General features: G+C 71.9%; 23 protein-coding genes. 18 read left to right on the forward strand and 5 right to left on the reverse strand.

What is annotated here, in order from left to right:
• Nucleotides 1-16 precede the first annotated feature (16 nt).
• Genes R2J75_RS17690 through R2J75_RS17730 form a run of 9 tightly spaced genes read left to right on the forward strand, consistent with a single transcriptional unit; the run spans nucleotide 17 to nucleotide 9159 of the window.
• Nucleotides 17-664 (forward strand): DedA family protein, encoded by a 648-nt coding sequence (locus R2J75_RS17690; RefSeq protein ID WP_243329025.1) that lies wholly within the window; start codon nucleotides 17-19, stop codon nucleotides 662-664.
• Between the two features lie 50 nt (nucleotides 665-714).
• Nucleotides 715-2130 carry a cyclic nucleotide-binding domain-containing protein gene (locus R2J75_RS17695; RefSeq protein WP_243329024.1) on the forward strand — a complete coding sequence of 472 codons (1416 nt, stop codon included), beginning with the start codon at nucleotides 715-717 and terminating at the stop codon, nucleotides 2128-2130.
• 41 nt (nucleotides 2131-2171) lie between these two features.
• Nucleotides 2172-2438 (forward strand): hypothetical protein, encoded by a 267-nt coding sequence (locus tag R2J75_RS17700; protein ID WP_243329023.1) that lies wholly within the window; start codon nucleotides 2172-2174, stop codon nucleotides 2436-2438.
• Nucleotides 2435-3514, forward strand: a complete 1080-nt coding sequence (rlmN, locus tag R2J75_RS17705) for a 23S rRNA (adenine(2503)-C(2))-methyltransferase RlmN (protein ID WP_316410715.1) — start codon at nucleotides 2435-2437, stop codon at nucleotides 3512-3514. The genes R2J75_RS17700 and rlmN overlap by 4 nt, the downstream gene beginning before the upstream one ends.
• A 55-nt stretch (nucleotides 3515-3569) precedes the next feature.
• Nucleotides 3570-5993: a leucine--tRNA ligase gene (gene leuS / locus R2J75_RS17710; protein WP_243329021.1), complete on the forward strand. Its 2424-nt coding sequence runs from the start codon at nucleotides 3570-3572 to the stop codon at nucleotides 5991-5993.
• 8 nt (nucleotides 5994-6001) lie between these two features.
• Complete coding sequence (locus tag R2J75_RS17715) at nucleotides 6002-6631, forward strand: orotate phosphoribosyltransferase (protein ID WP_316410716.1); 630 nt, start codon at nucleotides 6002-6004, stop codon at nucleotides 6629-6631.
• An 8-nt stretch (nucleotides 6632-6639) separates the two neighbouring features.
• The gene (locus R2J75_RS17720) at nucleotides 6640-7209 is read left to right on the forward strand and encodes a cob(I)yrinic acid a,c-diamide adenosyltransferase (RefSeq protein WP_316410717.1); all 570 of its coding nucleotides are present in this window, start codon (nucleotides 6640-6642) and stop codon (nucleotides 7207-7209) included.
• 32 nt (nucleotides 7210-7241) lie between these two features.
• Entirely contained in the window at nucleotides 7242-8069 is an 828-nt protein-coding gene (locus R2J75_RS17725) for a transglycosylase SLT domain-containing protein (protein WP_243329018.1), read from the forward strand.
• A 37-nt stretch (nucleotides 8070-8106) separates the two neighbouring features.
• On the forward strand, nucleotides 8107-9159 hold the full coding sequence (locus tag R2J75_RS17730) for an NAD(P)-dependent alcohol dehydrogenase (protein ID WP_316410718.1): 1053 nt from the start codon (nucleotides 8107-8109) through the stop codon (nucleotides 9157-9159).
• A 54-nt stretch (nucleotides 9160-9213) separates the two neighbouring features.
• Here the strand turns inward: R2J75_RS17730 and R2J75_RS17735 are convergent, their stop codons facing one another.
• Entirely contained in the window at nucleotides 9214-9588 is a 375-nt protein-coding gene (locus R2J75_RS17735) for an Hpt domain-containing protein (RefSeq protein WP_243329016.1), read from the reverse strand.
• 95 nt (nucleotides 9589-9683) lie between these two features.
• On the opposite strand from R2J75_RS17735, the gene gmhA reads away from it, so the two are divergent.
• Both gmhA and hemW read left to right on the forward strand, forming a co-directional pair.
• Complete coding sequence (gmhA, locus tag R2J75_RS17740; protein WP_243329015.1) at nucleotides 9684-10250, forward strand: D-sedoheptulose 7-phosphate isomerase; 567 nt, start codon at nucleotides 9684-9686, stop codon at nucleotides 10248-10250.
• A complete protein-coding gene (gene hemW, locus R2J75_RS17745; RefSeq protein WP_243329014.1) occupies nucleotides 10231-11388 on the forward strand; it encodes a radical SAM family heme chaperone HemW in 1158 nt (385 codons plus the stop codon). Before gmhA ends, hemW begins: the two co-directional genes overlap by 20 nt.
• A 1-nt stretch (nucleotide 11389) precedes the next feature.
• On the opposite strand, the gene R2J75_RS17750 is transcribed toward hemW, so the two are convergent.
• Nucleotides 11390-14782, reverse strand: a complete 3393-nt coding sequence (locus R2J75_RS17750) for a DUF2339 domain-containing protein (protein WP_316410719.1) — start codon at nucleotides 14780-14782, stop codon at nucleotides 11390-11392.
• Nucleotides 14783-14883: 101 nt separating this feature from the next.
• On the opposite strand from R2J75_RS17750, the gene pip reads away from it, so the two are divergent.
• Complete coding sequence (gene pip / locus R2J75_RS17755) at nucleotides 14884-15858, forward strand: prolyl aminopeptidase (RefSeq protein WP_243329012.1); 975 nt, start codon at nucleotides 14884-14886, stop codon at nucleotides 15856-15858.
• A 10-nt stretch (nucleotides 15859-15868) separates the two neighbouring features.
• Here the strand turns inward: pip and R2J75_RS17760 are convergent, their stop codons facing one another.
• Both R2J75_RS17760 and R2J75_RS17765 read right to left on the reverse strand, forming a co-directional pair.
• Nucleotides 15869-16441, reverse strand: a complete 573-nt coding sequence (locus R2J75_RS17760; protein WP_243346040.1) for a thiamine phosphate synthase — start codon at nucleotides 16439-16441, stop codon at nucleotides 15869-15871.
• A 5-nt stretch (nucleotides 16442-16446) separates the two neighbouring features.
• A complete protein-coding gene (locus tag R2J75_RS17765; RefSeq protein WP_243346041.1) occupies nucleotides 16447-18051 on the reverse strand; it encodes a bifunctional metallophosphatase/5'-nucleotidase in 1605 nt (534 codons plus the stop codon).
• Between the two features lie 109 nt (nucleotides 18052-18160).
• Between R2J75_RS17765 and R2J75_RS17770 the strand changes: the two genes are divergently transcribed.
• From R2J75_RS17770 to yihA, 5 genes are all read left to right on the forward strand, one after another.
• Entirely contained in the window at nucleotides 18161-18622 is a 462-nt protein-coding gene (locus R2J75_RS17770; RefSeq protein ID WP_243329009.1) for a DUF6941 family protein, read from the forward strand.
• Between the two features lie 64 nt (nucleotides 18623-18686).
• Nucleotides 18687-19688: a ThiF family adenylyltransferase gene (locus tag R2J75_RS17775; protein ID WP_243329008.1), complete on the forward strand. Its 1002-nt coding sequence runs from the start codon at nucleotides 18687-18689 to the stop codon at nucleotides 19686-19688.
• 4 nt (nucleotides 19689-19692) lie between these two features.
• Nucleotides 19693-20421: a cell division ATP-binding protein FtsE gene (gene ftsE / locus R2J75_RS17780; protein WP_243329007.1), complete on the forward strand. Its 729-nt coding sequence runs from the start codon at nucleotides 19693-19695 to the stop codon at nucleotides 20419-20421.
• A 246-nt stretch (nucleotides 20422-20667) separates the two neighbouring features.
• The gene (locus tag R2J75_RS17785) at nucleotides 20668-20952 is read left to right on the forward strand and encodes a hypothetical protein (RefSeq protein ID WP_243329006.1); all 285 of its coding nucleotides are present in this window, start codon (nucleotides 20668-20670) and stop codon (nucleotides 20950-20952) included.
• A 62-nt stretch (nucleotides 20953-21014) separates the two neighbouring features.
• Nucleotides 21015-21605 carry a ribosome biogenesis GTP-binding protein YihA/YsxC gene (gene yihA / locus R2J75_RS17790; RefSeq protein WP_243329005.1) on the forward strand — a complete coding sequence of 197 codons (591 nt, stop codon included), beginning with the start codon at nucleotides 21015-21017 and terminating at the stop codon, nucleotides 21603-21605.
• 60 nt (nucleotides 21606-21665) lie between these two features.
• Here yihA and R2J75_RS17795 read toward each other — a convergent pair whose 3' ends face one another.
• A complete protein-coding gene (locus tag R2J75_RS17795; RefSeq protein ID WP_243329004.1) occupies nucleotides 21666-23720 on the reverse strand; it encodes an ATP-dependent DNA helicase in 2055 nt (684 codons plus the stop codon).
• Nucleotides 23721-23887: 167 nt separating this feature from the next.
• Here R2J75_RS17795 and R2J75_RS17800 point away from each other — a divergent pair, with 167 nt between their 5' ends.
• On the forward strand, nucleotides 23888-25327 hold the full coding sequence (locus R2J75_RS17800; protein WP_243329003.1) for a glutamine synthetase family protein: 1440 nt from the start codon (nucleotides 23888-23890) through the stop codon (nucleotides 25325-25327).
• The last annotated feature ends 136 nt before the right edge of the window (nucleotides 25328-25463 follow it).

Here is a 25463-nt window from a genome sequence, read left to right on the forward strand (position 1 = left end):
GGTTCAGGAGTCTCGATTGCTTCACCGATTGCTCGCACCTGTCGTCGCGTGGATGACCGCCGTCATGGCCGCCATGGGCCCCCTGGGCGTCACCCTGCTCATGGGCATTGAAAGCGCCTGCATCCCCCTCCCCAGTGAAGTGATCATGCCCTTCGCCGGGTTCCTGGCCTTCAAGGGGCAGATGACGTTCATGGGCCTGGGCGCCGGCAACCCCGCCGCGCAGATCTGGATCGCCGGGATCTTCGGCGCCCTGGGCTGCAACCTGGGCTCCATCCCCGCCTACGAGCTGGGCGCCTGGGGCGGCCGCCGCGCCGTGGAGAAGTACGGACGCTACATCTTCCTCAACCTGGATCACCTGGACCAGGCCCATCGCTTTTTCGAGCGGTTCGGCCACTGGGCCATCCTGGCGGGCCGCATGCTGCCCGTCATCCGCACCTTCATCGCCCTCCCCGCCGGCATCGCCCGCATGGACCGCACCAAGTTCCACCTGTACACCTTCGCCGGCAGCCTGCCCTGGTGCCTGGGCCTGGCCTGGGTGGGCTACAAGCTGGGCGAGAAGTGGGACACGCTCGGGGTGTGGTTCCACCGCCTGGACCTGGTCATCGGCGCCGTCATCCTGGCGGGCGTCGCCTGGTTCGTCTGGAGCCATTTCCGCAAGCGCTGAGCGGCGGATTAAAGGGCGGAGGGACCGGCCGAGTCCGGTAGAATGCCCCCATGTTCCGGGATCTCAGAACGGCGGTCAGTGTCCGGCGGCGCGTCGCCGCCTACGCCCTCCTCCTGGCCGCCCTGGGCCTGGGGGCCTTCACCCTCGGCACCCAGCAGCACCATCCCCCGTTCATCCGGGCCGCCACGGCCCTCTTCGCGGTGGTGGGCGCCTACCTGGGCATCCGCCTCTTCACCTGGCTCCTCCTGGACCCCCTCCTCAGCGACCGGAAGACCGCTGTCCCCGGCTTCGCCCGGGACCTGGTGGTCTTCGCCCTCTACGTCACCGCCGCCGTCCTGCTCCTCAACCGCATGGCCGGCGTCCAGCCCGGCGCCCTCCTGGGCACCGGCGCCATCGCGGCGGCCGTCGTGGGCCTCTCGCTCCAGGAGACCCTGGGCAACCTCTTCGCGGGCATCTCCATGCAGCTGGACGAGGCCTTCCGGGTGGGGGACTGGATCGAGGTGACCGGCAACCTGCGCGGCGGCCCGGGCCAGGAGACCCTCGTGGGCCAGGTGGAGACCATGACCTGGCGCTGCGTCCAGATGATCACCGAGAACGGCGACACCACGGTCATCCCCAACCGGATCCTCGCCCAGGCGGTGGTGACCAACCTCTACGCCCCCTCGGGGCTGCACCGGCGCACCCTGAAGGTCACCGTCCAGCCCCACGCCGGCATGCACCGCACCCTGGCCGCCCTGGAGCAGGCCCTGGGGGGCATCCCCCACCACCCCCATCGCAAGCCCGAGGTGGTCTCCCACAGCTTCGACATGGGCGGCGTCGTCCTGGAGCTGCGCTGGTGGAGCCTGGGCTGGCGCAACGGACGAGCGGGCAACTTCCTGGCGGTCCGCCTCGCCCAGACCGTGCTCAACCGCCTCGGCGTGCCCCTCCTGGGCCCCCACGGGGCCACGACGCCCCACGTGCCCCCCCTCGTCATGAAGGAGGGGACGGTCAAGGACCTCCTCCGGAAGATGAACCTCCCGGCCGAATGGGCGACGGAGCTGCAGCAGGGCATCGTCCTCCGCCGCGCCGTCCCCGGGGAGGGCATCATCCGGGAGGGCGACGCCGGCGAATCCCTGTTCATGGTCATGGCCGGCGCCCTCCAGGTGGTGCGGGTTGCCGAACGGACGGAGCCCTACACCGGCCTCTTCTGGGAGGTGCTGGCCGACCTGGGGCCGGGCGACTGGTTCGGGGAGGGCTCCCTCCTCACCGGGTCCCCCCGCAGCGCCACCATCGTCGCCGCCGCCCCCTGCGAGCTCGTGGAGATGCCCAAGGCCGCCCTGGAGGCCTGCCTGAAGCGCAACCCCCAGATCATCGAGGGCCTCGCCGACCTGATGGCCTCCCGGGAGCCCCGCCCCGAGGAGGCCCCGCGGGCCGCCAGCCTCCACGAGGAGTTCCTGGACCGCATCCGGCGGTGGTTCCGCATGTGACCCCCGGCCGCCCCCGCAGTACCATGGGGACGGAGGCGGCCATGGACATTCCGGACAATCTCAAGGCCCTCGTGGACCGCCTCGGCGAATCCATGGTCCGCGCCCTGGCCCAGGACCCGGAGGTCCGGACCCTGGCCCGGGAGGTCCAGGAATGGGGCTACGACATCGCCCTGGTCATGGAGGCCACCATCGCCCTCCAGCCGCGCTCCGCCCTTGAGGCCGAGGAGCCCGGCGCGCCCGAACCCGAGGCGGCCCCGTGGTCCGAGGAGGACCGGGCCTTCCTCCGCACCTTCCGGATCTCGATGTGAACTGGGACGCCCCCGCCCCCGAACTCGCCCCGGGCCCCCGGCCCAACGCCGCCGGCATGGACCTGGAGGCCCTCAAGGCCCTCGTCGCGGGCCTGGGGGAGCGCCCCTGGCGCGCCGTCCAGATCCACCAGGGCCTCTACCGCATGCGCTGGACCGGCTGGGACGCCTTCACCTCCCTCTCCAAGGGCCTGCGGTCCAGGCTGGAGGCCGAGGTCCGCCTGGAATGGCCGGCCCTCGTGGACGGCGCCACCTCCGCCGACGGCTCCACCAAGCACGCCTTCCGGCTCGAGGACGGCGCGGTGGTGGAGGGGGTGCACATGCCCTACGAGGACCGGACCACCCTCTGCCTCTCCAGCCAGGTGGGGTGCGCCATGGGCTGCACCTTCTGCGCCACGGGCCAGATGGGCATCCGGCGCAACCTGACGCCCGGCGAGATCGTGGGCCAGGTGGTGGCCATGCTCAACGCCCACGCCCACCCCCAGGGCCGGCCCGTCAACCTCGTGTTCATGGGCATGGGCGAGCCGCTCCACAACCTCGACAACCTCATGAAGGCCTTCGCCCTGCTCACCGATCCCGAGGGCCTGGCCATCCCTCCCCGGCGGATCACCGTCTCCACCTCCGGCCTCGTCACCGGCATCCGGCGCCTCGGCGCCTTCCGGCCCCGGCCCCGCCTCGCCCTGAGCCTCAACGCCACCACGGACGACTACCGGTCCCGCATCATGCCCGTGAACCGGGTCTGGGGGCTGGAGGACCTGGCCGCGGAGCTCTCGGCCTTCCCCCTGGAGGCCGGAGAGCGCATCACCCTGGAATACGTGCTTCTGAAGGGCGTCACGGACGCCCCCGAGGACGGGCGCCGCCTCGCGGCCTTCGCCTCCCGGTTCCCGGCCAAGGTGAACCTCATCCCCTTCAACCCCCACGAGGGCTCCGGTTTCCAGCCCCCCGACGAGGCCCGCATCTCGGAGCTCCTGGGCATCCTCTCCGCCAAGGGCATCACCGCCAGCGTGCGCCGCAGCCGCGGCCAGGACGTGGCCGGGGCCTGCGGGCAGCTGGCGAGGGAACAGGACCGGCGGGGGTGAATGGCGGGCCGGGGACCCATCCGGTAAACTCTAGGTTTACCCGCGAGGACCCGCCATGCCCTTCGAACCGCTCCAGCAGGAACCCAGGATCCAGCAGCGCTGGATGGAGGCCGGCGCCTTCAAGGCCCCCCGCGCCGCCGAGATCAAGGCCTCGGACCGGACGTTCTACATGCTGGTCATGCTCCCCTACCCCAGCGGCCGCATCCACATGGGCCACGTGCGCAACTACACCCTGGGCGACGTCGTGGCGCGGTTCCGCCGCATGCGGGGCGACAAGGTCATGAACCCCCTGGGCTGGGACTCCTTCGGGCTCCCCGCCGAGAACGCCGCCATCAAGAACGGCATCCACCCCGCCAAGTGGACCCGGGCCAACATCCAGGAGATGAAGGGCCAGATCCAGAAGATGGGCATCAGCTACGACTGGGACCGGGAGATCGCCACCTTCCTCCCCGAGTACTACCGCTGGAACCAGTGGTTCTTCCTCAAGATGTGGGAGCGGGGCGACGTCTTCCGGGCCCTGCGCAACGTCAACTGGTGCGAGGCCCTGGGCACGGTCCTGGCCAACGAGCAGGTCGTGGACGGCAAGGACGAGCGCACGGGCCACCCCGTCGTCCAGAAGCCCATGGAGCAGTACTTCTTCGCCATCACCAAGTACGCCGACGAGCTCCTCTCCGGCCACGACCAGCTGGACTGGCCCGAGAACGTCAAGGCCATGCAGCGCCATTGGATCGGCAAGTCCGAAGGCGCCCGCCTCACCTTCGACCTGGCCGACGGGAAGCAGGTGCAGGTCTTCACCACCCGCCTGGACACCCTCTTCGGCGTGACCTTCATGGCCCTGTCCACGGAGCACCCCTTCATCGTGGAGGCCGCCGAGAGCGACCCCGGGCTCAAGGCCTTCTGCGACCAGGTCGCCGCCATGAGCCGCGAGGACCGCCTCATGAGCGACATCAAGCTCGGCCACCGCTCCCGGCTCGAGGCGATCCACCCCTTCACGGGCGAGAAGGTGCCCATCTTCGCCGCCAACTACGTCCTCATGGACTACGGCACCGGCGCGGTCATGGGCGTGCCCGCCCACGACGAGCGCGACCACGCCTTCGCGGAGAAGTACGGCCTCCCGATCCCCAAGGTCATCGAGAGCACGGACCCCTGGGAGCCCGGCATCCTCGTGAACTCCGGCGAGTTCGACGGCCTGACCTCCGAGGCGGCCGTGGACGCCATGGTCGCGAAGCTCGGCGGCCGCGCCGAGAAGGCCGTGACCTTCAAGCTGAAGGACTGGGGCCTCTCCCGCCAGCGCTACTGGGGCACCCCCATCCCCACCATCCACTGCCCCGATTGCGGCGTCGTGCCCGAGAAGCCCGAGAACCTCCCCGTGCTCCTGCCCGAGGACGTCGCCTTCACCGGCACCGGCGCGTCGCCCCTGACGACCTCCCGCACCTTCCTGGACTGCGCCTGCCCCCGCTGCGGCAAGCCGTCCCGGCGCGAGACGGACACCATGGACACCTTCGTGGACTCCAGCTGGTACTGGATGCGCTACCTGGACCCGAAGAACACCGAGCTCCCCTTCGCCCGGGCCGAGGCCGACGCCTGGAGCCCCGTCGACCTCTACATCGGCGGCATCGAGCACGCCACCATGCACCTCATCTACGCCCGCTACTTCTACAAGATCATGCGGGACCTGGGCCTGGCGCCCGGCGACGAGCCCTTCCGCAAGCTGATCTGCCAGGGCATGGTGCTCAAGGACGGGTTCAAGATGTCCAAGTCGAAGGGCAACATCGTCGACCCCGACGAGGTCATCGCCAAGTACGGCGCCGACGCCCTCCGCCTCTTCATGATCTTCGCGGCCCCCATCGAGAAGGAGATCGACTGGACCGGCTTCGAGGGCATCGAGGGCGCCACCCGGTTCCTGCGCCGCGCCGCGCGCATGGTCGAGGACCACGCCCCCTGCAAGGAGCCCGTGCCCGCCAAGGAGGTCCTCACCGCCGAGGAGAAGGCCCTCATGGTGAAGGTCCACCAGACCCTCCACAAGGTCACCGACGACCTGAGCCACCGCTACCAGTTCAACACCCTCGTCTCCAGCCTCATGGAGATGGCCAACGCCCTCGCCGACCTGCCCGCGGACGCGCCCCACCGGGGCCCCGTGATGCAGCACGCCCTGGAGGTCTTCACCCTCATGCTCAGCCCCGCCGCGCCCCACCTGGCCGAGCAGCTCTGGGAGACCCTCGGCCACGCGGGCCTCTGCATGCACGCCTCCTGGCCGGTGGCCGAGGAGGGCTGGCTCACCGCCGACGAGGTGACCGTGGTGGTCCAGGTCAACGGCAAGGTCCGCGGCCGCGTCCAGGTCCCGGCCTCCGCCGGCGAGGAGGCCCGCCGCGAGGCCGCCCTGGCCTGCCCCGAGGCCCAGCCGCACCTGGCCGGCAAGACGATCGTGAAGGTGGTCGTGCCTCCGGGCGGCAAGCTCGTGAGCATCGTCGTCAAGTAGGAGCCCCCATGCTCGCATCCGATCTCGCGGCCGGCCTCCTCGACGCCGGCGCCGTCCGCCTCAGCCCCCGGAAGCCCTTCACCTGGGCGTCCGGCCTGAGGAGCCCCATCTACTGCGACAACCGGCAGCTCCTGGGGTTCCCCCCCCTGCGGGGCCGCATCCGCGCGGCCCTCGCCGAGGCCGCCCGGAAGCACGCGCCGACCCTCGTCGCCGGCACGAGCACCGCCGGCATCGCCTGGGCCGCCCTCGTCGCCGACGACCTGGGCCTGCCCATGGCCTACGTGCGGCCCGAGCCCAAGAAGCACGGCATGGGGCGCCAGGTCGAGGGCCCCCACACCGACGGGCACCGGGTGGTCCTCATCGAGGACCTCATCTCCACCGGCGGCTCCAGCATCAAGTGCGTGGACGCCCTCCGCCACGAGGACGCCCAGGTGCTCTGCGTGCTGGCCCTCTTCAGCTACGGGCTCCCCCAGGCCGAGGCCGCCTTCGCCGAGGCGGGCGTACCCCTGGAGGTGCTCACCACCTTCCCCGAGCTGGCCGAACAGGCCCAGCTGAAGGGCATCCTGGAGGCCCGGGACATGGCCTCCCTGTCCGAGTGGCGGGCCGATACCGTGGCCTGGAGCAAGCGGCACGAGTGAGGGACCCCGTGAAGATCTATACGCGCGCTGGCGATGAAGGCACCACCGGGCTCTTCGGGGGCGAGCGGGTGTCCAAGTCGCACCTCCGTCTGGCCGCATACGGGACCCTCGACGAGCTGAACAGCCTCCTGGGGGTGCTGGCCCCGCACCTGTCCCCGGCCCTGAAATCGGGGGGCCACCTGGAACGGGTCCAGCACGATCTGTTCACCCTGGGGGCCACCCTCGCCACTCCAGCCGACCGCTCCGATCTGCTGGGCCAGCGCCTGGACCGGGGCACCTGGCCCATCGCCGCCATGGAGGCGGACATCGACCGCCTGACCGCCCTGGCCCCCGCCCTTACCGCCTTCGTGCTGCCGGGCGGCTGCCAGGCTTCCGCCTACGCCCACTGGGCCCGCACGGTTTGCCGGCGCGCCGAACGGGAGACCGTCGCCCTCGCGGCCGCCGAACCCATCCCCTCGGACGTGCTCGTGTACCTGAACCGCTTGAGTGACTGGCTGTTCGCGCTGGCCCGGGCCGCCAACGCCGTGGCGGCCGTGCCGGACATCACCTGGTCCCCCCGGGAGGGGGCCGACCGGTGACAACCCCCTTAGAATAGGGGACGGGCCGACCCATGAGACGCCTCCTGCCCCTCCTCCTCCTCCATTCCCTGGCCGCCACCGCCGCCGGGAAGCCGGGCCAGACCTACCTCTACACGTACTTCGACAAGAACGGGAACACGATCATCAACAACCTGCCGCCCTCGTACGTGAAGGGCCAGGGCCTCACCCTGAAGCGGGTGGGCGTCGGGCAGATCCGGCTGGCCATCACCTCGACCCAGATGGCCAAGGTGCTGAAGAGCCCCGAGCTCCTCACCCTGGTGGACACCATCGCGTCCGAGGAGGGGGTGGACCCCTTCCTGGCCCGGGCCGTGATCCAGGCCGAAAGCGCCTTCTACACACGAGCGCGGAGCCGGGCAGGCGCCCTGGGCCTCATGCAGCTCATGCCCCAGACGGCCGAACGTTTCGGCGTGCTGGACCCCTTCGACCCCCGGCAGAACATCACCGGCGGCGTGAAGTACCTGCGCTGGCTCATGAACGCCTTCCAGGGCGACCTGCCCCGGGTCATCGCCGCCTACAACGCCGGCGAGGCCAACGTCATCAAGTACAAGGGCATCCCCCCCTTCGCCGAGACGCGGGCCTACGTGCCCCGGGTGATGAACCTCTTCACCAAGCGCCTGGTCCAGGCGGACCCGAGGGCCGCGGGCTCCATGGAACTCCTCAAGAAGGGCCGCGGCGGCTTCCAGGTCGAGGAGAAGGCCCTCCCCGAGGCCCAGCCCCGGCCCGCCGAGCCGCCCCGGGGCAACACCCGCATCTACCACTGGGTGGACGCCTCCGGGCGGACCCAGATCAGCGACCAGCCCCCGCCCAAGGGCACCCCCGGCGTGAAGCTCAGCGACTAGGGCGTGTCATAATCCAGGTCCCACTTCCGGAGGATCCATGATCCAGGCCAAAGGCTACGCAGCGCACGACCCCGCCTCCGACCTCGTCCCCTTCACCTTCGAGCGGAGGGAGCCAGGGCCCCACGATGTGCAGATCGAGGTGCTCTACTGCGGCATCTGCCACTCCGACCTCCACCAGGCCAGGAACGACTGGCGCAACTCGCTCTATCCCATGGTCCCGGGCCACGAGGTGATCGGCCGGGTCACCCGGGTCGGCGCCCACGTGACGCGCCTCAAGCCGGGCGATTTCGCCGGCGTGGGCTGCATGGTCGACTCCTGCCGCACCTGCTCCTCGTGCCAGGCCGACCTCGAGCAGTACTGCCTGGAGGGCCCCACCTTCACCTACAACTGCAAGGAGCGGGACGGCAGGACCCTCACCTTCGGCGGCTACTCCGACGTGATCGTCGCCGAGGAGCGGTTCGTCGTCCACATCCCCCCCGCGCTGGACCTGCGCGGCGCGGCCCCCCTCCTCTGCGCGGGCATCACCACGTGGAGCCCCCTGCGCCACTGGAACGTGGGCTCCGGCCAGAAGGTCGGCGTCATCGGCCTGGGCGGCCTCGGGCACATGGGCGTCAAGTTCGCCAAGGCCCTCGGCGCCCACGTCGTGATGGTCACCACCTCCCCCGCCAAGGGCGCCGACGCCCTCCGCCTCGGCGCGGACGAGGTGCTGGTGTCCACGGACCCCGAGGCCATGAAGCGGCACGCCGGCAGCTTCCACTTCCTCCTCAACACCATCCCCAACGGCCACGACCTCAACCCCTACGCCGGCCTCCTGAAGGTCGACGGCGTCATGGTGCTCGTGGGCGCCCTCATGGCCCTGGAGCCCGCCCTCTACGGCGGCAGCCTCATCGGCGGCCGCAAGACCGTGGCCGGATCCTGCATCGGCGGCATGAAGGAGACCCAGGAGATGATCGACTTCTGCGCCAAGCACGGCATCACCTCCGACGTGGAGATGATCGACATCGCCAAGGTGAACGAGGCCTACGCCCGCCTCCTGAAGAACGACGTCAAGTACCGGTTCGTCATCGACATGGCGACCCTCAAGGGCTGAGCCGGCGGGCCCCCCTCCGCGCCGCGGAGGGGGGCCGTTCCGCCCGGGCGGCCCTCAGCGGCGGGAGGCGACGAAGGCCTCCAGGGCCCCGAGGCTCTCGGTGTAGGCCGCGCGCAGGGCGGCCAGGATCGCGGCCGGATCCCCCTCCCACGTGCCGGTCCGCCCGCCAGATTCCAGCTGGGCGGCGAGGGCCCGGACCCGGGGCGCGCCCATGGTGCCCGCCGACCCCTTGATGGCGTGGGCCACGTCGGCCATGTCGGACCACTCGGACCGGCCCAGGGCGTCGCCCACCGCGTCGAGGCGGCCCGGGGTGTCCTCCTGGTAGAGGCCGATCATCTCCTCCAGGAGCCCCACGGCGCCGTCGTCCAGGCCCAGCAGCTGCTCCATGACGTCCATGTCGAGGCACGCGAAACGGTCGTCAGGGGCCATGGGTTCCTCCTGCCCCATTATCCCCGGAACGGGCCGGGTGGGATATTTGAATCCAGGCGCTTTGGCGTCAAACTGGAAAGCCACGCGGAGCCCCCATGCGCGACCTCCTCCTCCAGCACGTCCAGGACGCCGTCGACCTGAAGAAGGCCTTCTTCGAGGCCGAGGCCGACCACATCCTGGCGCAGGCGGCGGACATGGCCGAGCGGCTCCGGCGCGGCGGCCGGATCCTGGTCTGCGGGAACGGCGGCAGCGCCGCCGACGCCCAGCACCTCGCGGCCGAACTCAGCGGGCGCTACGTCAAGGAGCGGCGGGCCCTGGCCGGCATCGCCCTCACCGTGGACACCTCGGCCCTCACCGCCATCGGGAACGACTATGGGTTCGACCAGGTGTTCAGCCGCCAGGTGGAAGCCCTGGGCCGGCCCGGCGACCTGCTCATCGGCATCTCCACCAGCGGGAACAGCCCCAACGTCATCCGCGCCGTGGAGGCCGCCAAGGCCCTGGGCCTGCGCACCCTCGGCCTCCTGGGCCGGGACGGCGGGCGCCTGCGGGAGCTGGCCGACGACTGCCTCGTCGTCCCCAGCCGGGTGACGGCCCGGATCCAGGAAGTCCACCTCATGATCTACCACTTCTGGTGCGAGGCCCTTGACACCCACTTCGACTGAGGCGCCGCGGGAGCCCCTCGGGCTCTACGTCCACATCCCTTTCTGCAGGGACCGGTGCACCTACTGCTCCTTCGTCACCACGCGCGACGGGGCCCTCAAGGGCGCGGTCCTGGATCGGCTGGTCGGAGACCTGGGCGATTGGGGCAGCTGGCTGGGCCGCCCGGAAGTGGACACCCTCTACCTGGGGGGCGGGACCCCGTCCATCCTCGCCGCGGAGGAGCTGGCCCGGCTCACTGCGGCCATCCGGGCCGCCTTCGACCTCGGCCCGCTGAACGAGGCCACCCTGGAGGCCAACCCCGGCACCGTGGACCTGCCCTGGCTGGAGGCCGCCCGGGCCCTCGGGTGGGACCGCCTCAGCCTGGGGGTCCAGGCCCTGGACGACACGCTCCTGGCCCACCTGGGGCGCATCCACGGCGCCGCCCAGGCCCTGGAGGCCCTGGACCTGGCGCGCCGCGCCGGCTTCCGCCGCATCAGCGCCGACCTCATGGTGGGCATCCCCGGCCAGCGCCTGGACCGGGTGCTGGAGGATGCCCGGGCCCTCGTGGCGGCGGGCGCCTCCCACCTCTCCGTCTACCTGCTCGACCTGGACAAGGCCTGCCCCCTCAAGGCCCGCGTCGAGGACGGCAGCCTCGTCCTCCCCAGCGACGACGAGGTCGCCGACGTCTTCGAGGCCCTGCAGCGGGAGCTGCCCGCCCTCGGCCTGGAGCCCTACGAGATCAGCAACTATGCCCGGCCCGGCGAGGCCTCGCGCCACAACACCCGCTACTGGGAGCGCAGGCCCTACCTGGGGGTGGGACCGGGCGCCGCCTCCCACCTGGGCTCCCGGCGCTGGACGGAGACCCCGGTCATCCAGGCCTGGGCGGAGGGCCGGGGCGAGCCGGAGGCGCAGGAGCTGGATGCCGCCGAGGCCCTGGCGGAAGTGCCCCTCCTGGGCCTGCGCATGCACCGCGGCGTCGACTGGGCCGCGCTGAGGGCCCGGGCCGAGGCGGAAAACCTCGTTCCCCTCGTGGACGCCTGGGAGGCCCGCATGCGCGCCTTCGCCCGGGGCGGCCTCCTGGAATGGGACGGCCCGCGGCTGAGGTTCACCCCGCGGGGCATGCTGGTGAGCAACGGCGTGCTCCAGACATTCGTGGGCTGATTCAGGCCTCCGGACCTCCCCGCAGCACGAAGCGCTGCAGGATCACCGCCACCCCCGCCAGGCACACGGCGAGCCCCAGGAAGGAGGCGGCCTGGTACAGGCCCCGCAGGTTGGAGAGATCCACCAGGAAGGCCTTGAGCACGGTGACGGTGAGCAGGGCGATCGCCGAGATCCGCGTCGCCCGGGAGCGCAGGACCACCCCGGCCCCGAGGGCGACGATGGCGTAGACGCCCCACCCGATGGTGGTGGCCAGCCCCTCGGCCAGGGTCCCCCCCGTGAGGTTGAAGGCGAGGGCGCCGCCGGCGCTGAAGGCGTCGGCGATCTCGATGTTGAGCAGGAGGAAGAGGAGGACGGCGCCGCCCGCGGGCAGGGCCCCGCGCAGGATGCGGAGGAGGCGATCGGGCGTCTCCCCGTCCCGCGCGAGGAGCCAGGCCCCCGCGAAGCAGCAGAGGGCGGGCACCAGGTAGGTGTAGAGGTACCAGTTGAACACCAGGATCTCGGCGCGCGGATGGTAGGTCAGCACCGCCGGGTTCAGGGCGAGGCGGACGAAGACCGCGGCGTAGAGCGCGGCGGCCCACAGGAGGAGCCCGCGATGGGGCACCCGCCGGTGGAGCCAGACCAGGGCCGCGGCCAGCAGGGCCCAGCCCAGGGTGATCCACTCCCGGTCCAGCTGGAGGGGGATCGCCACGGTGACGAAGGCCAGCACCACCGCGGCCGCGAGGGCCAGCGGGGTCCGGGACCCGCCGTCGCGCGCGAGGGCCCGGGCCCGGAGCACGTGCGGCGCGGTGAGGGCGGCCTGGGCCAGGGGCAGGAGGCCGATGGCGCCTTCGCACCCGAGGGTGCCCAGGGCGGGGCGGGCCGCGAGGAAGAAGACCGCGGACGCCAGGGCGAAGGCGATCCAGGGCAGGCGGTCCCGGCCCGCCTCCCGTTCCAGGAGGAGGGGGTTGAGCGCCTGGAGCAGGTAGAACGGCGCGGCCACGGCCAGCGCCTGCCAGGCCTGGGCCCGGGTCGGGCCGCCCCAGCCCAGCATCACGACGGCGCCGGCCGCCGCCAGGGCCACGGACCAGCCCTGGGCGCCGGTGCGGCGGGCCAGGACCAGGAGCCCCGCCGCCAGGAGGGCCTGGACCAGGACCTGCGCCGGCAGGAACGCCGCGGGCGCGACCTCCCGCAGGCAGAGGAGGGCCGCGAAGCCCCCGAGGAGGGCCAGGCCCGCCGTGAAGGGGAAGCCGGCGTCGCCCCGGGACCGGCCCGCCTCGAAGGTGGCGAAGGCGCCGGCGCCGAAGCCCAGCGCCGCCCAGGGGGCGATCCCCAGGTGGGCGGGGGGCGCGAAGCAGATCCAGGCGCCCAGCACGAGCTGGGCCCCCAGGAACCCGCCCGCGGCGAGGGCGCCGAGGCCGGTCCGGAGGGAGGCCGCCGCGGCCCCGGCCGCCAGCAGGGCCAGGGATGCGACCACGAGCCCGGGCCCGGGCTGGATGTGGCCGTCCGCCGCGATCGCCAGCACGATGAGCAGGGGCGCCAGCCCCAGGAAGCCCTCCAGGCGCGGCCCCGCGGGCCAGGCGCGGACGGCGCCGCGGCCGGGGAGGGCCGGAACCCCCAGGAGGACGAGGCCGGTGGCGACGCAGGCCCCCAGGGCGCCGGGGGCCGTGTCCGCGGCGCCGTACCGGCCGGTCCAGGCCGCGAGGCCCGCCACGGCCCCCACGGCCGCGATGCGCCAGACCCAGCCTTCCGAGAACCGGAGCGCGTGGGCGCCGCAGAGGGCCAGCCCCGCGAGGGCCGCGGCCGGCAGGAGGAGGTCCCCGCCTCCGGGGGCCAGGGCCGCCAGGGCCGGGTACACGAAGCCGAGGAGCGGCGCCGCGAAGACCGCGAGCCGGCCGGAGCCCGCCAGGGGCCGGGTGCCGGGGATCCGGACCTCCGCGAGGGGCGCCGCCAGGTAGAGGGCCTGGAACGCCAGGACGAAGCCCAGGATCCAGGGCCAGGCTCCGGGCTGCCAGCTCACCGAGATCCAGGCGGCCCAGACCGCCAGCACGGCGCCCGCGCCCAGGGCGTGGAGCCACGCCGGGCCTCGCGCGAGGGCCATGACCGCCAGCCCCGCGGCCACCAGGAGGAGGAACCCGAACATCAGGCCCGGGTGGCGGCCGTAGGCGGGCTCCAGGGCCAGCGTCAGCGCGAAGAGGAGGGGCGGCACCGCCGAGAGGGCCGCCACGAGGCGGAAGAGGGGGGGCTGCCCCTCCCGGTCCCGGCCCGTCAGGATCACCGTCCCGAAGCCCAGCACGGGGAACAGGAGGAAGATGGCCGACCCGGTCCCGAGCTTGCTCTCGTCCAGGAACCGGATGACCCAGCCCAGCTGGTAGCCCGCGGTGAGGACGAGGGAGAGGGCGCCCAGGAAGGGCCAGCCCCGGCGGTGGGCGGCCCAGCCCAGCCCCACGTTGAGGAGGGCCAGGTAGCCGAAGAGGGTCGCCGGGTGGTCCTGGCCCGAGGCCAGCAGCACCGGCGTGGCGAAGGCCCCCAGGAGGCCGAGGAGGGCCACCGCCACGGAATCCCGCCGGATCGCGAGCCCCACCGCCGCGGCCGCCGTCAGGGCCATCAGCGGGAACGCCGCGGCGGCCGGGAGGAGCTCCCAGAGGGTCGAGGCCGCGTAGAAGGTGGCGAAGAGGGTGGCGGCCCCCGCCGCCCCCAGGGCCTCCGACGTGACCCGGTAGGCCCGGGCCCAGCGGGTCTCGCAGCCCACCAGGAGGCCCAGGCCCACCCCGATCCCGATCGCCATCCGCACCGGCGGGCTGAGCCAGCCGTGCTCGATGCTGTAGCGCAGGAACGCGATGGCGGCCACGAGGAGGGCGACCCCGGCCACGAAGGAGAAGAGCCGGACCCCGACCAGGCCCTCCCAGTCGAAGCCCGGCGCGGGGGCGGGAGCCGGGTTCCGGACGGGGGCGGGGACCGGACCCGGCGCCTGGGCGCGGGCCTGGACCGGCGCGGCTGCCGGGACCGGGGAGGGAACGGGAGCGGAGGCCGGGACCGGAGCCTGGGCGGGCGCGGCCGGCGGCGGAGGCAGCTCCCGGATCCACGCGGGCACCTCGACCTCCACCGTGTCGTCCAGGCCGCGGACCTTGGGCGCCGGCGCGGCCGGGAGCCCCGGGAATGGCGCCGCGGCGCGGGGCGCCGGGGACGGCGTGGCGGCGGGGACCGCCGGGGACGGCGTGGCGGCGGGGACCGCCGGGGACGGCGTGGCGGCGGAGGCCGCCGGGGACGGCGCCGCGGCGGGGGGCGGCAGGGGGCGCCGGAGCCGCGCCACCTCGGCCTCGAGGGCCCCGAGGCGCTCCAGGATCGCCCGCTCCCGGCGCATGAGGGCCTCCCACGCGATCCACGCCCCGGCCACGGCAATGAGCAGGTAGAGCAAGCCTCACCTCGACATGATTTGAAATTGCAAACCACTATAACGGAACCCCTGGCCCGCGGTCCGGCATCTAAGGGGGCAGGACCATCCCCGAAGGAGCACGCATGCCCGCCCATCCCGCCAAGGATCCCCAGACCTGGCTGTATCCCCCCATCGAGCCCTACGCCACGGGGCGGCTCCGGGTCTCCGACGTGCACGAGCTGTACTACGAGGAGAGCGGCAACCCCCAGGGGCGGCCCGTGGTGTTCCTGCACGGGGGGCCGGGCGGCGGCAGCGACCCCAAGCAGCGGCGGTTCTTCCATCCCGACAAGTACCGCATCGTGAACTTCGACCAGCGGGGCTGCGGCCAGAGCACCCCCCACGCCTGCCTGGAGGCGAACACCACCTGGGACCTGGTGGAGGACATCGAGCGGCTCCGGACGCACCTGGGCATCGCGCGCTGGCAGGTCTTCGGGGGGTCCTGGGGCTCCACCCTGGCCCTGGCCTACGCGGAGAAGCACCCGGAGGCCTGCACCGAACTCGTGCTCCGGGGCATCTTCCTCCTGCGCCGCCAGGAGATCGACTGGTTCTACCAGCGGGGGGCCAGCGTGCTCTACCCCGACGCCTGGGAGGCCTACGAGGCCGCCATCCCCCCCGCGGAGCGGGGCGACTTCCTCGCCGCCTACCACCGCCGCCTGACGAGCCCCGACGCCGCGGTCCGCCTCGCGGCCGCCAAGGCCTGGAGCACCTGGGAGGGGAGCACGAGCCGCCTCCTGCCCGACGCGGACTTCACCGGCCACTTCGGGGAGGACGAGTTCGCCCTCGCCTTCGCCCGGATCGAGTGCCACTACTTCGCCAACCACGGCTGGCTGGATCCCGAGGACCAGCTCCTGCGGGACGTGGACCGCATCCGCCACCTCCCCGCCGTCATCGTCCAGGGCCGCTACGACGTCGTCTGCCCCATGGAGAGCGCCTGGGCCCTGCACCGCGCCTGGCCCGAGGCCGACTTCGTCATCACCCCCGACAGCGGCCACAGCGCCTTCGATCCCCCCAACAGCCGCGCCCTCGTCGCCGCCACCGACCGGTTCGCGGGCCTCTGAGGGGCCGCCCCTACCGGGGCTCCGCCCAGCTCGCCCGCAGCGCCCGCACCGCGGCCCCGGGATCCGGGGCCGCCCAGAGGGCGCGGATCAGGGCCACGCCATCCAGGCGCGGGTGGCGCAGGGACCCCGCGTTGGCGGGGTCGATGCCCCCCAGGGCCAGGACGCGGAAGGCCCCCCGCGGCAGCCCGTCCAGGACCCGACGCAGGCCCGCCGGGCCCCAGGGGGGGTTCTTTCCGGGCACGGGGTAGACGGGGGAGAGGATCAGCTGGCGCGCCCCGCGCCGCGCGGCCACCTGGGCCGGATCGTGCACCGGCCGGGACAGGGGCACCCGGGCGGGGTCCACCTCCGGGTAGGCCTCGGGCGCGTGGAGGCCGCACCCCGCGAGGAGGGCCACGTCGAGGCGGCCGTTCACCCATACCTCCAGGTCGGGCCAGCCGGCGCGGAGCCACCGGGCCGCCCGCAGCAGGTCCCCCGCCTCGAGGCCGGGCTCCCGGATCATGAGGGCGTCCACGCCCGAGGCCGCGACCCGGGCCCAGCGCGCGGGCGCGAAGCCCTCGCCGGGGGAGATGGCCAGGATGTGCATGGCGGCTAGGGCTGCTGGGCGAGCACCCGCTCCCGGTCCAGGGCGGGGATGATCCGCCAGGTGTCCACGGTGCCCACCGACAGGCTGGGCTTGGCGAGGACGTGGGCGAGGAGGAGGTTGCGCAGGGGTTCGGCGGTCACGGCCTCCGGGCGGCCCTTCCAGCCCATGGCTTCCACATAGCCGCCGGCCCCCGCCAGCCTGCGGGCGGGAAGGCCCAGGCTGAACACCTGGTCGTCCTTGACCGGCTTCCCCTGGACGGTGAGGGTGACCACCCGGGCGCCGGGTTCGCGGCTGATATCCAGGGCGTAGGTCACCCCCTCCAGGGTATCGAACTCGCCGGGGCCGCCCTGCCGGTTGAAGAGATCGGGGTGGTGGCTGTAGCTGAAGAACTTGGCCGCGTGCTCCAGGTAGGCCCGGAGCTGGCGGCCGGTGACCTGGATGCGCACGGCCGGATCGTCGGTGGGCGACAGCGCGTAGAACTGCCGGACCGAGGTGGGGCCCTTGGGGATGAACAGGGTCTTGGAAGGCGCCGGCACGGCGGTCACCTGGGCCCCGGTGGCCTGGCGCAGCACGGTGTGGAGGAGGTGGGCCAGGGGGGTGTCCTCCATGCGGCCCCACCGCCCGTCCAGGTCCGTGGCCAGCTGGGTGGCCAGGGTGTCCAGGTAGGCGTCCGTGAAGGCGCGCAGCTCCGCGGTGGCCTGGAGGACCCCCGGGTCCGGCTCCAGGTCCGCGGCGGGGCGCTCCAGGCGGGTGGCCACGGCGCCCACCTCCCAGCGGCCGCGGGCCCGGCGGAGGGTCAGATCGGCGACGGCCACGGCGGCCCCGCGGGACCCGGGCTGGAGGACGGGCACTCCGCCGGGGTGGGCCTGGGTGAGGACGCCGGTGTGCCCGGCCAGGATGAGATCGATGCCCTTCACCTGCTGGGCCAGGCAAGCTGACGGGCTTTCCGGGTCCCCGGCGCAGGTCTCCGCCGCGCCGCCGTGGAGGGCCACGATGACCACGTCCACCTTCTCCTTCTGGCGGAGGACCGGGACCATCTCCTTGGCGCAGGCCACCGGATCCTCGACGACCAGGCCTTCGAGGGGATCGGGCAGGGCCGGACGCGGGCGCGCCACCAGGCCGAGGATGGCCACCTGGACGCCGGCCACCTCCACCTTCTGGTAGGGGGTGAAGGCCAGCTTGCCGGTGGCGGCGAAGCGCACGTTGGCGGCCAGCCAAGGGAACTTGGCCTGCTCTTCCATGGCCCGGATCTGCTTGAAGCCGCCCATGAGCTCCAGGTGGCCCACCGTCATGGCGGTGGCCCCCAGGCCGTTGAGGACGGCGGTGACCGGCTCGGGGCGGTCCGGGTGCAGGCGCGACCACACGTAGGCCATGGGGGAGCCTCCCGTGCCGTCGCCGCAATCCACCAGCAGGCTGTCCGGAACCTCCGCCTTAAGCAGCCGGACGAGGGTGCCCAGCCGGGCCCAGCCGCCGGGGACGGGGGCCAGGGTGAAGGGGTCCTGGGGCAGGACCTGGGCCTTCAGGTCGGAGGTGCCCAGGATGCGGATCCGGGCCTCCTGGGCCTGGAGGCCGAGGACGCACAGAAGGACGCAGAAGCAGCGGGACAGCATGGGATCTTCCTTTGGACTTCTCCAGATTAACCCGGCCCCTTGGCCTTGAGCACTTTGCTTGGTCCGGCGACACTGAAGCGGTAGACTGAAGGTTCACCCAGGAGACCTCATGCAAGAAGTTCAGATCAAGGCGCCCAAGCACGAATTCACCCTGCTCTGCGACGACATCCGCCAGGAAGTTGGCGGCAAGACCAGCCTCATGGGCCTTTACGACCACCACATCGTCGTGCCCCAGGTGCCCTTCGTCCTCCCCAAGGTGTGCTTCTACACCCGCTTCTCCCGCATGGACGGCCAGTTCAAGTTCAGCTTCTCCATCGTCTCCCCCGGCGGTGAGCGCAAGGACATCATCCGCGACAGCGACGTCCAGATCCCCGAGGGCGCCAAGGAAGGCACCTTCAACGTCATCGCCTCCCCCTTCGAAGTGGGCGGCGAGGGCGTCTACGAAGTGATCGTGGGCCTCACCAAGGGTGCCGACCGCTTCGAGTACATCTACAAGTTCGCCATCTCCGACGGCCAGCGCCTCCAGGCCGACTACGAGAAGGCCATGTCCGCCGCCCAGCAGGGCCAGTAGACCCAGGCTTCTTTCCGCGACAAGGGACGGATCGGATCCGTCCCTTGTTGTCTATGATGGTGTCATGTCCGATCGCTATGCCAAGCAGCGCATCTTCCTGGGTCCCCAGGCGGATACCCGGCTCCGCACGCGGCGGGTGGCCGTGGTGGGCGTCGGCGCCACGGGGAGCGTGATCGCCAGCTGGCTGGCGCGGGCCGGGGTGGGCCTGATCACCCTCATCGACCGCGACATCGTCGAGACCTCCAACCTCCAGCGCCAGATCCTCTTCCAGGAGCGGGACCTGTTCCGCCCCAAGGCCGAGGTGGCCGCGGCGCGCCTGCGCGAGGCCAATTCGGAGATCGACGTCATCCCGGCCGTCACCGACCTCACCAGCGGCAACGCCCGGGAGCTCCTGGCGGGCTACGACCTGATCATGGACGGCACCGACAACTTCGAGGCCCGGTACCTCATCAACGACTACGCGATCCTCCACGGGACCCCCTGGGTCTACGCGGGGGCCATCGGCGGCGAGGGCCTCGTCTGGCCCATCCAGCCGCCCCGCACCCCCTGCCTCCGCTGCCTCATGGAGGAGCCCCCCCAGAGCGGCGACGTGGACACCTGCGACACCGCCGGCGTCCTGGGACCGGCCGTGGGCATCGTCGGCAGCTGGGCGGCCCTGGAGGGCCTCAAGCTCCTCACGGGGGAGGCGCCCCAGCCGGACCTGGCCCGGTTCGACTTCTGGCGGAACGAGCGCCAGTTCCTCACCCTTCCCGCGACCCGCTGCCGCTTCTGCACGGACCGGGTGACGGAGTTCCTGAACGCCCGGTGGACGGTGAAGGCCTCGCGCCTCTGCGGCCTCGACGGCGTCCAGATCCGGGTGAACCCCCCGGGCGCCCTCGACCTGGACGGGATCCGGACCCGGGTGGAGCGCCGGACCGGGAGCGCGTGGAAGCTGACCCCCCTCTCCCTGGCCGGCAAGGAGGGAGAGATCTCCATCATGGTCTTCCGGGATGGCCGGGCCCTGTTCCACGGGGACATCACCCCCGAGCGGGCCCGTTCCTGGTACACCGAAGTCGTGGGATGCTGAGCCGATGATCACCCTCACCCACGTCGGCAAGCAGTACGGCCGGATCCACACCGCCCTGGCCGATGTGAGCTTCCACATCGAGGCCGGCGAGTTCATCTTCCTGACCGGCCCCAGCGGCGCGGGCAAGTCCACCCTCCTCAAGCTCCTCTTCCGGGAGCAGGTGCCGACCACGGGGGAGATCCGGGTGGCGGGACACCGGCTCGCGTCCATGCCCCTGGGCGAGATCCCCGCCCTCCGGCGCAAGATGGGGGTCGTCTTCCAGGACTTCAAGCTCATCCGGACGATGACCGTGTTCGAGAACGTGGCCTTCGTCCTCAAGATCCTGGGCGTGAGCCACGCGGAGCAGAAGCAGCGCACCTTCCGCGCCCTGAAGATGGTGGGCCTCCAGCACAAGCTGGCCAGCTATCCCCTCCAGCTCTCCGGCGGCGAGCAGCAGCGCGTGGCCATCGCGCGGGCCCTCGTCAACGACCCCCTCGTGCTGGTGGCCGACGAGCCCACCGGCAACCTGGATCCGGACCTGGCCCAGGAGATCATGGCCCTCTTCGAGCGCATCAACGGCCAGGGCACCACGGTGCTGGTGGCGACCCACGACCGCAGCCTCATCCAGCGCATGCGCAAGCGCCTCATCGGCCTGGACCACGGGCGCCTGGCCTACGACTACCCGGCCCCGGCGAGCACCGTCCAGCTGGGTCCGCCGGCCGAGAATCCGGGGACCCTTCCCCTTTTTACATAGCGTCAAAGGAAGCCTCGGCGCGCGAGGTTTCGGAGGCTGGCGGTCGCTAGCCCACAAATCGCTATTGAACACTTGGTCAAGGGGCCCCGGAGAGCCCCTTCGATGAAGTTGGAACACCTGTATACATTGCACAAAAAAATCACAGTTTGGTTGTCAATTTGTGCCATGATCGAGGGCGAAACCAGCTTTCCCGTAACCGGCACCCGCTGGACGGTCTGAACGGTTGAATGCATTGGAGGGAAACCCATGTGCATCGTCGCCAAGGGTACCTGGGTGGAAGTTGAACGGATCGTGACCCGCCCCGGGGAGCGGATCTCCAGCCTCGGCCGCGAAGCGGCCCGTCCGCCCCAGGTGGTGCGCGTCGCAGGGTTCCTGATGGAGGACGCCGAACTGGGCCAGCACGTGCGGGTGCGCACCATCGTGGGCAACGAACACTCCGGCAAGCTGCGCATCGAGAACCCCGGCTATGGGGCCAGTTTCGTCAACACCTTCCCCGAGCTCATCCGGCAGGGCGCCACCGGCGTGGCGTAGCCGGCCGGCGGCTGGCGTCTGATACCCTGGGAGGGGCGCCCATTCGCCCGAAGGACCCGCCCATGGCCCAGCCCCTCAAGGATGCCCGCTTCCTCGTTTCGGCCTCCAGCGTGAAGACGCTGGGCGTCTGCCATGCCGAGGTGGCCTTCGTGGGCCGCTCCAACGTCGGCAAGAGCTCCCTCCTCAACGCCCTCTGCCACCAGCGGGGCCTGGCGAAGACCTCCAAGACCCCCGGGCGCACCCGGCTCATCAATGTCTTCCTGACGGGGCCGGACCGCTGGATCGTGGACCTGCCGGGCTACGGCTTCGCCACCGGCCCCGCCAAGGAGCGCGAGGCCTGGCAGGGCATGATCGAGGGCTACCTGCGGGGGCGGGCCACCCTCCGCATGGTCTACGTCCTCGTGGACGCCGAGGTGGGACCCACCCGACTGGACCTGCAGATGGTGGACTGGCTCCGGGAGGCGGACCTGCCCTGCCGCATCGTCGCCACCAAGGCCGACCAGGTGAAGCCCAGCCGCCAGCTGGCGCAGCGCCGGGACGTGGCCAAGGTGCTGGGCCTCCTGCCCAACGACATCGCCTGGGTCAGCTCCGAGAAGGGCACCGGCGTCCCCGACCTGCGCATGGAGATCGCGGCGACCCTCGACCTGCTCTGACGCGGCGGGAACGCGGGAACCTCCCGGCCCACCCGGTCCACCATCCCCACCACCCCAGATTCAGAGCGCGCGCAGGAAGCCCTCCACCTCCTCCCAGTCGCGGCTCAGGGGGAAGGGCGGCAGCGCGGCCCGGACCTGGGCGGCGTAGCGCTTTCCGCCGGGGTCCTCGTGGGGGAGCATCAGGCGGGGGTCCAGGATGCACACGGCGCCGCGGTCGGTGCGGGTGCGGATGAGGCGGCCGATGCCCTGCTTGAGCTTGAGGGTCATCTGGGGCACCTGGATGCCGATGAAGCCCAGGCCCTGGTGCTTCGCGTCGGCCTCGCGGACCCGGGCCTGGAGGACGGGGTCGTCGGGGGGCGCGAAGGGCAGCGCGGTGACGATGACGAGGGTGAGGGCGTCCCCGGGGAGGTCCACGCCCTGCCAGAAGCTGGCCAGGCCGAGGAGGGCCGCCTGGGGGGTCCGCTTGAAGCGCTCCATCATGGCCGAGCGGGTCATGCCCTCCCCCTGGACGAAGAAGGTCACCTCCGGCAGGGCGGACTCGAGCCGGGGGCGGAAGGCCGCCAGCATCTTGCGGCTGGTGAAGAGCACGAGGGCCCGGCCCCGGCTGGCCCGGATGAGCCGCTCCATGGCGTCGAGGCTCGCCTCCACCCACTGGGGATCGCCGATGGCGTCGCGCCCCGGGCGCCGCGCGGGCATGCCGGGCGGGATGAAGAGGAGGCCCTGGCGCTCGAAGTCGAAGGGACTCTCCACGTGCCGGCTCCGGGTGCCCTCCTCCTCCGTGAGGCCCAGGCGCAGCCGCAGGCCGTTGAACCCGCGGCCGTCGCGGAGCGTGGCGCTGGTGAGGATCACGGTCTCGAAGCCCCGGCGCAGGTGCTGGTGGAAGAACTGGCGCACGTCCACGGGGTTGGCCTTGAAGAGGATCATGCGCGGGCCCTCCCGCGTGAGGGTGGAGACCCACCCCTCGGGCTGGGCGAAGATCCGCTCCATGCGGTCGAAAGCCAGGCCGATGCGTTCCGCCAGCTTGCGCCAGGCCATGTCCTCCGCCTTGCCGTCGACGCGCCGGGCCGCGAGCCGCTTGGCCTCGGTCCAGACCGCCTGCCCCGCCTCGACCCAGGCCGCGACGGCGTCCGCGAGGGGACCCATGTCCACGCGCTCGTCCTCGAAGCCGTACGTGCCGGATTCCAGAGGCACGCGCTCCAGCAGGGCGCCCCAGGCGTCCTCCCACGGCTTGAGGCGCGCGTCCAGCAGGGCCGCGTCGGATTCCTTCCCCGCCTCGTCCGCGAGGTCCTTGAAGAGGAGGGTCATGGCCCGGTTCGACCACTGCTCCGAGCAGCTCTCCGTGAGCTGCTCCTCGACCTCGTGGGCCTCGTCCAGGATCAGGACCGGGGCGTCGGGCAGGACCTGGCCGAAGGCCGATTCGCGCAGGACCCGGTCCGCCAGCAGGAGGGCGTGGTTGGCGACGACCAGGTCCGCCTCCAGGATCTCCTGGCGCAGGCGCGTCAGGTGGCAGTCCTCGTAGCGCGGGCACTGGCGCCCCGTGCAGCGCTCGGCCCGGGCGTTGATGCGGTCCCAGAGCTCGGATTCGCCCTCGCCGTAGGCGCCCAGCTCCTCCCGGTCGCCGGTGGCGCTCTCCCGGGCCCAGCGGCCCAGGGCCATCCACAGGGCGTGGTCGGTCCGGGCGAGCTCCGCGGGCGGATGGGCCTCCAGCTCCTCCCAGGCGGTCCTGCACAGGTAGTTGGCGCGCCCCTTGGCGAGCACCGCCTTCACGTCCCGGCCCAGGATCCCCCGGGCCCGGGGCAGGTCGTCCTCCAGGAGCTGCCGCTGGAGCTGCTTGGTGCGCGTCGCCACCACCACCGGGCGGCGGCCCATGGCGAGGGCGGGCACCAGGTAGCCCAGGGACTTGCCGGTGCCGGTGCCGGCCTCGATGGCCTGGACCACCGCATCGGGCCGGGCGTCCCGCTCCGCGCCCCGGTTCCGCCAGGCGTCGAAGCGCGCCTGCCCCTCCTGGATGGCGTCCGCCACCAGCTGGGCCATCTCCTGCTGCCCCTTCCGCACCTCCGCGCCGGGGAAGCAACTGAAGATGCGGCCTTCGGGCGGGGCGAAGTAGGGGTCCATCGGATGCGGCATCCTCCCAGAATGGCGGAATTTGAGCGAATGCGAAAGGGGCGCCGGCGGATTCCCGAATGGGGTCATAAAAATTAATTTTCATTGTTTTTAGACTAAAACGGTGCATGATTAGGTTTCAGAAGCCGAAAATTAGGCTTCCCGTTCAAGGAGATGCCATGGCCGCCGATGCTCTCAGGGACTTTCTGGAAATCCCGTACGACACGCTGGAGGAGATGAACCTCCAGGCGCGCCAGCAGCGCCTCGACCGGGTGCCCGCCGACAAGGTCCGCGAGGAGCGCATGGCCTACCTGGCCGGGGAAAAGCGGATCAAGGCCGTCACGGTCTGCTTCACGGACATCGAGGGCCGGCTCCACATGCTGGACTACGACAAGAAGTTCCTCCTGAAGTCCTCGGACAACCTCACCTTCGACGGGTCCTCCATCCGGGGCTTCTCGGCCCAGGCCGAGAGCGACCTCCGCCTCGAAATCGACTGGCCCGCCTTCTACTGGCTCCCCTCCGACGTCTTCGGCCCCGGCAAGGTGCTCGTCTTCGGCTTCGTGCTGGAGAAGGACGGCACCCCCTACCGCGCCGACTTCCGCGCCCGCCTCCGGGAGGCCACCGAGGCCCTCTACGCCCGGGAGGGCGTGGTCATGAACGCGGCCAACGAGATCGAGGGCTTCCTCTTCAAGGGCCGGGACGCGGAGCGCCACTACCACGAGACCGGCGCCTTCGAGTTCATCTCCACCGGCGGCTACTACCACTCGCTCCCCACCGACGAGCTCCGGCACTTCATCGACCGCACCGCGGAGGCCCAGCGCGCCCTCGGGTTCTGCAACGAGAAGGACCACCCCGAAGTGGCCCCCTCCCAGTTCGAGATGAACTACAAGTATGCGGAAGTGAACATCGCCGCCGACCAGGTGCAGCTGTACAAGCTGCTGGCCCGGCAGGTCGCCGCCCAGATGGGCCTGACCGCCTCCTTCCTCCCCAAGCCCGTGGCCGGCGTCAACGGCAACGGCATGCACTCCAACCTCAGCCTGGCCAAGGACGGCCGGAACCTCTTCCACGAGGCGGGCGGCCGTGACGGCCTGTCCCCCCGGGCCTGGGATTTCCTGCAGCGCCTCCTCGCCAACGCCGGTGAGCTCTGCCTCGTGCTGAACCCCAGCGTGAACGCCTACCGCCGCCTGGATCCCCACTTCGAGGCCCCCAACCAGATCAAGGTCTCCCCCACCGACCGGGGCTCCATGATCCGCATCCCCCTCGGCAACGAGCACTCCGCCCGCATCGAGGTGCGCTCGGTGGGCCCCGACGCCAACCCCTACCTCCTCTACTACACCCTCCTCCGCACCGGCCTGGAGGGCCCCGGCGCCGAGCCCGAGGACACGACCAAGCGTCCCCGCACCCGCTTCCTGCCGGACAACATCCAGGACGCCATCCGCCTGTTCAAGGCCTCCCGGCTCCTGGCCGACCAGCTCGGGGAGGATGTGCACGCCAAGTTCGCCGAACTGAAGCTCATGCAGGCCGAACGCTGCCCCAAGGCCCTCGGGGCCATCGTGAAGGCCTGCGAGATCCAGTTCCACCACGAGGTCACGAACCAGCTCCTCTGGTCCCAGTTCTGAGGGGACCGCTCCGGCGGGTGCGGGCGGCGCGAGGGTAACCCCAGGCGCCGCCCGCACTTGGCATGAAGGGGAACGGAAGGGGGTGGCCGGAGCCCCGGGGCCGGCCAAAACCCCCGCGAGGCGCGCGCGAGGGTCT

The sequence above is a fragment of the Mesoterricola sediminis genome (assembly GCF_030295425.1).
GTDB classification, from domain to species: Bacteria; Acidobacteriota; Holophagae; order Holophagales; family Holophagaceae; genus Mesoterricola; species Mesoterricola sediminis.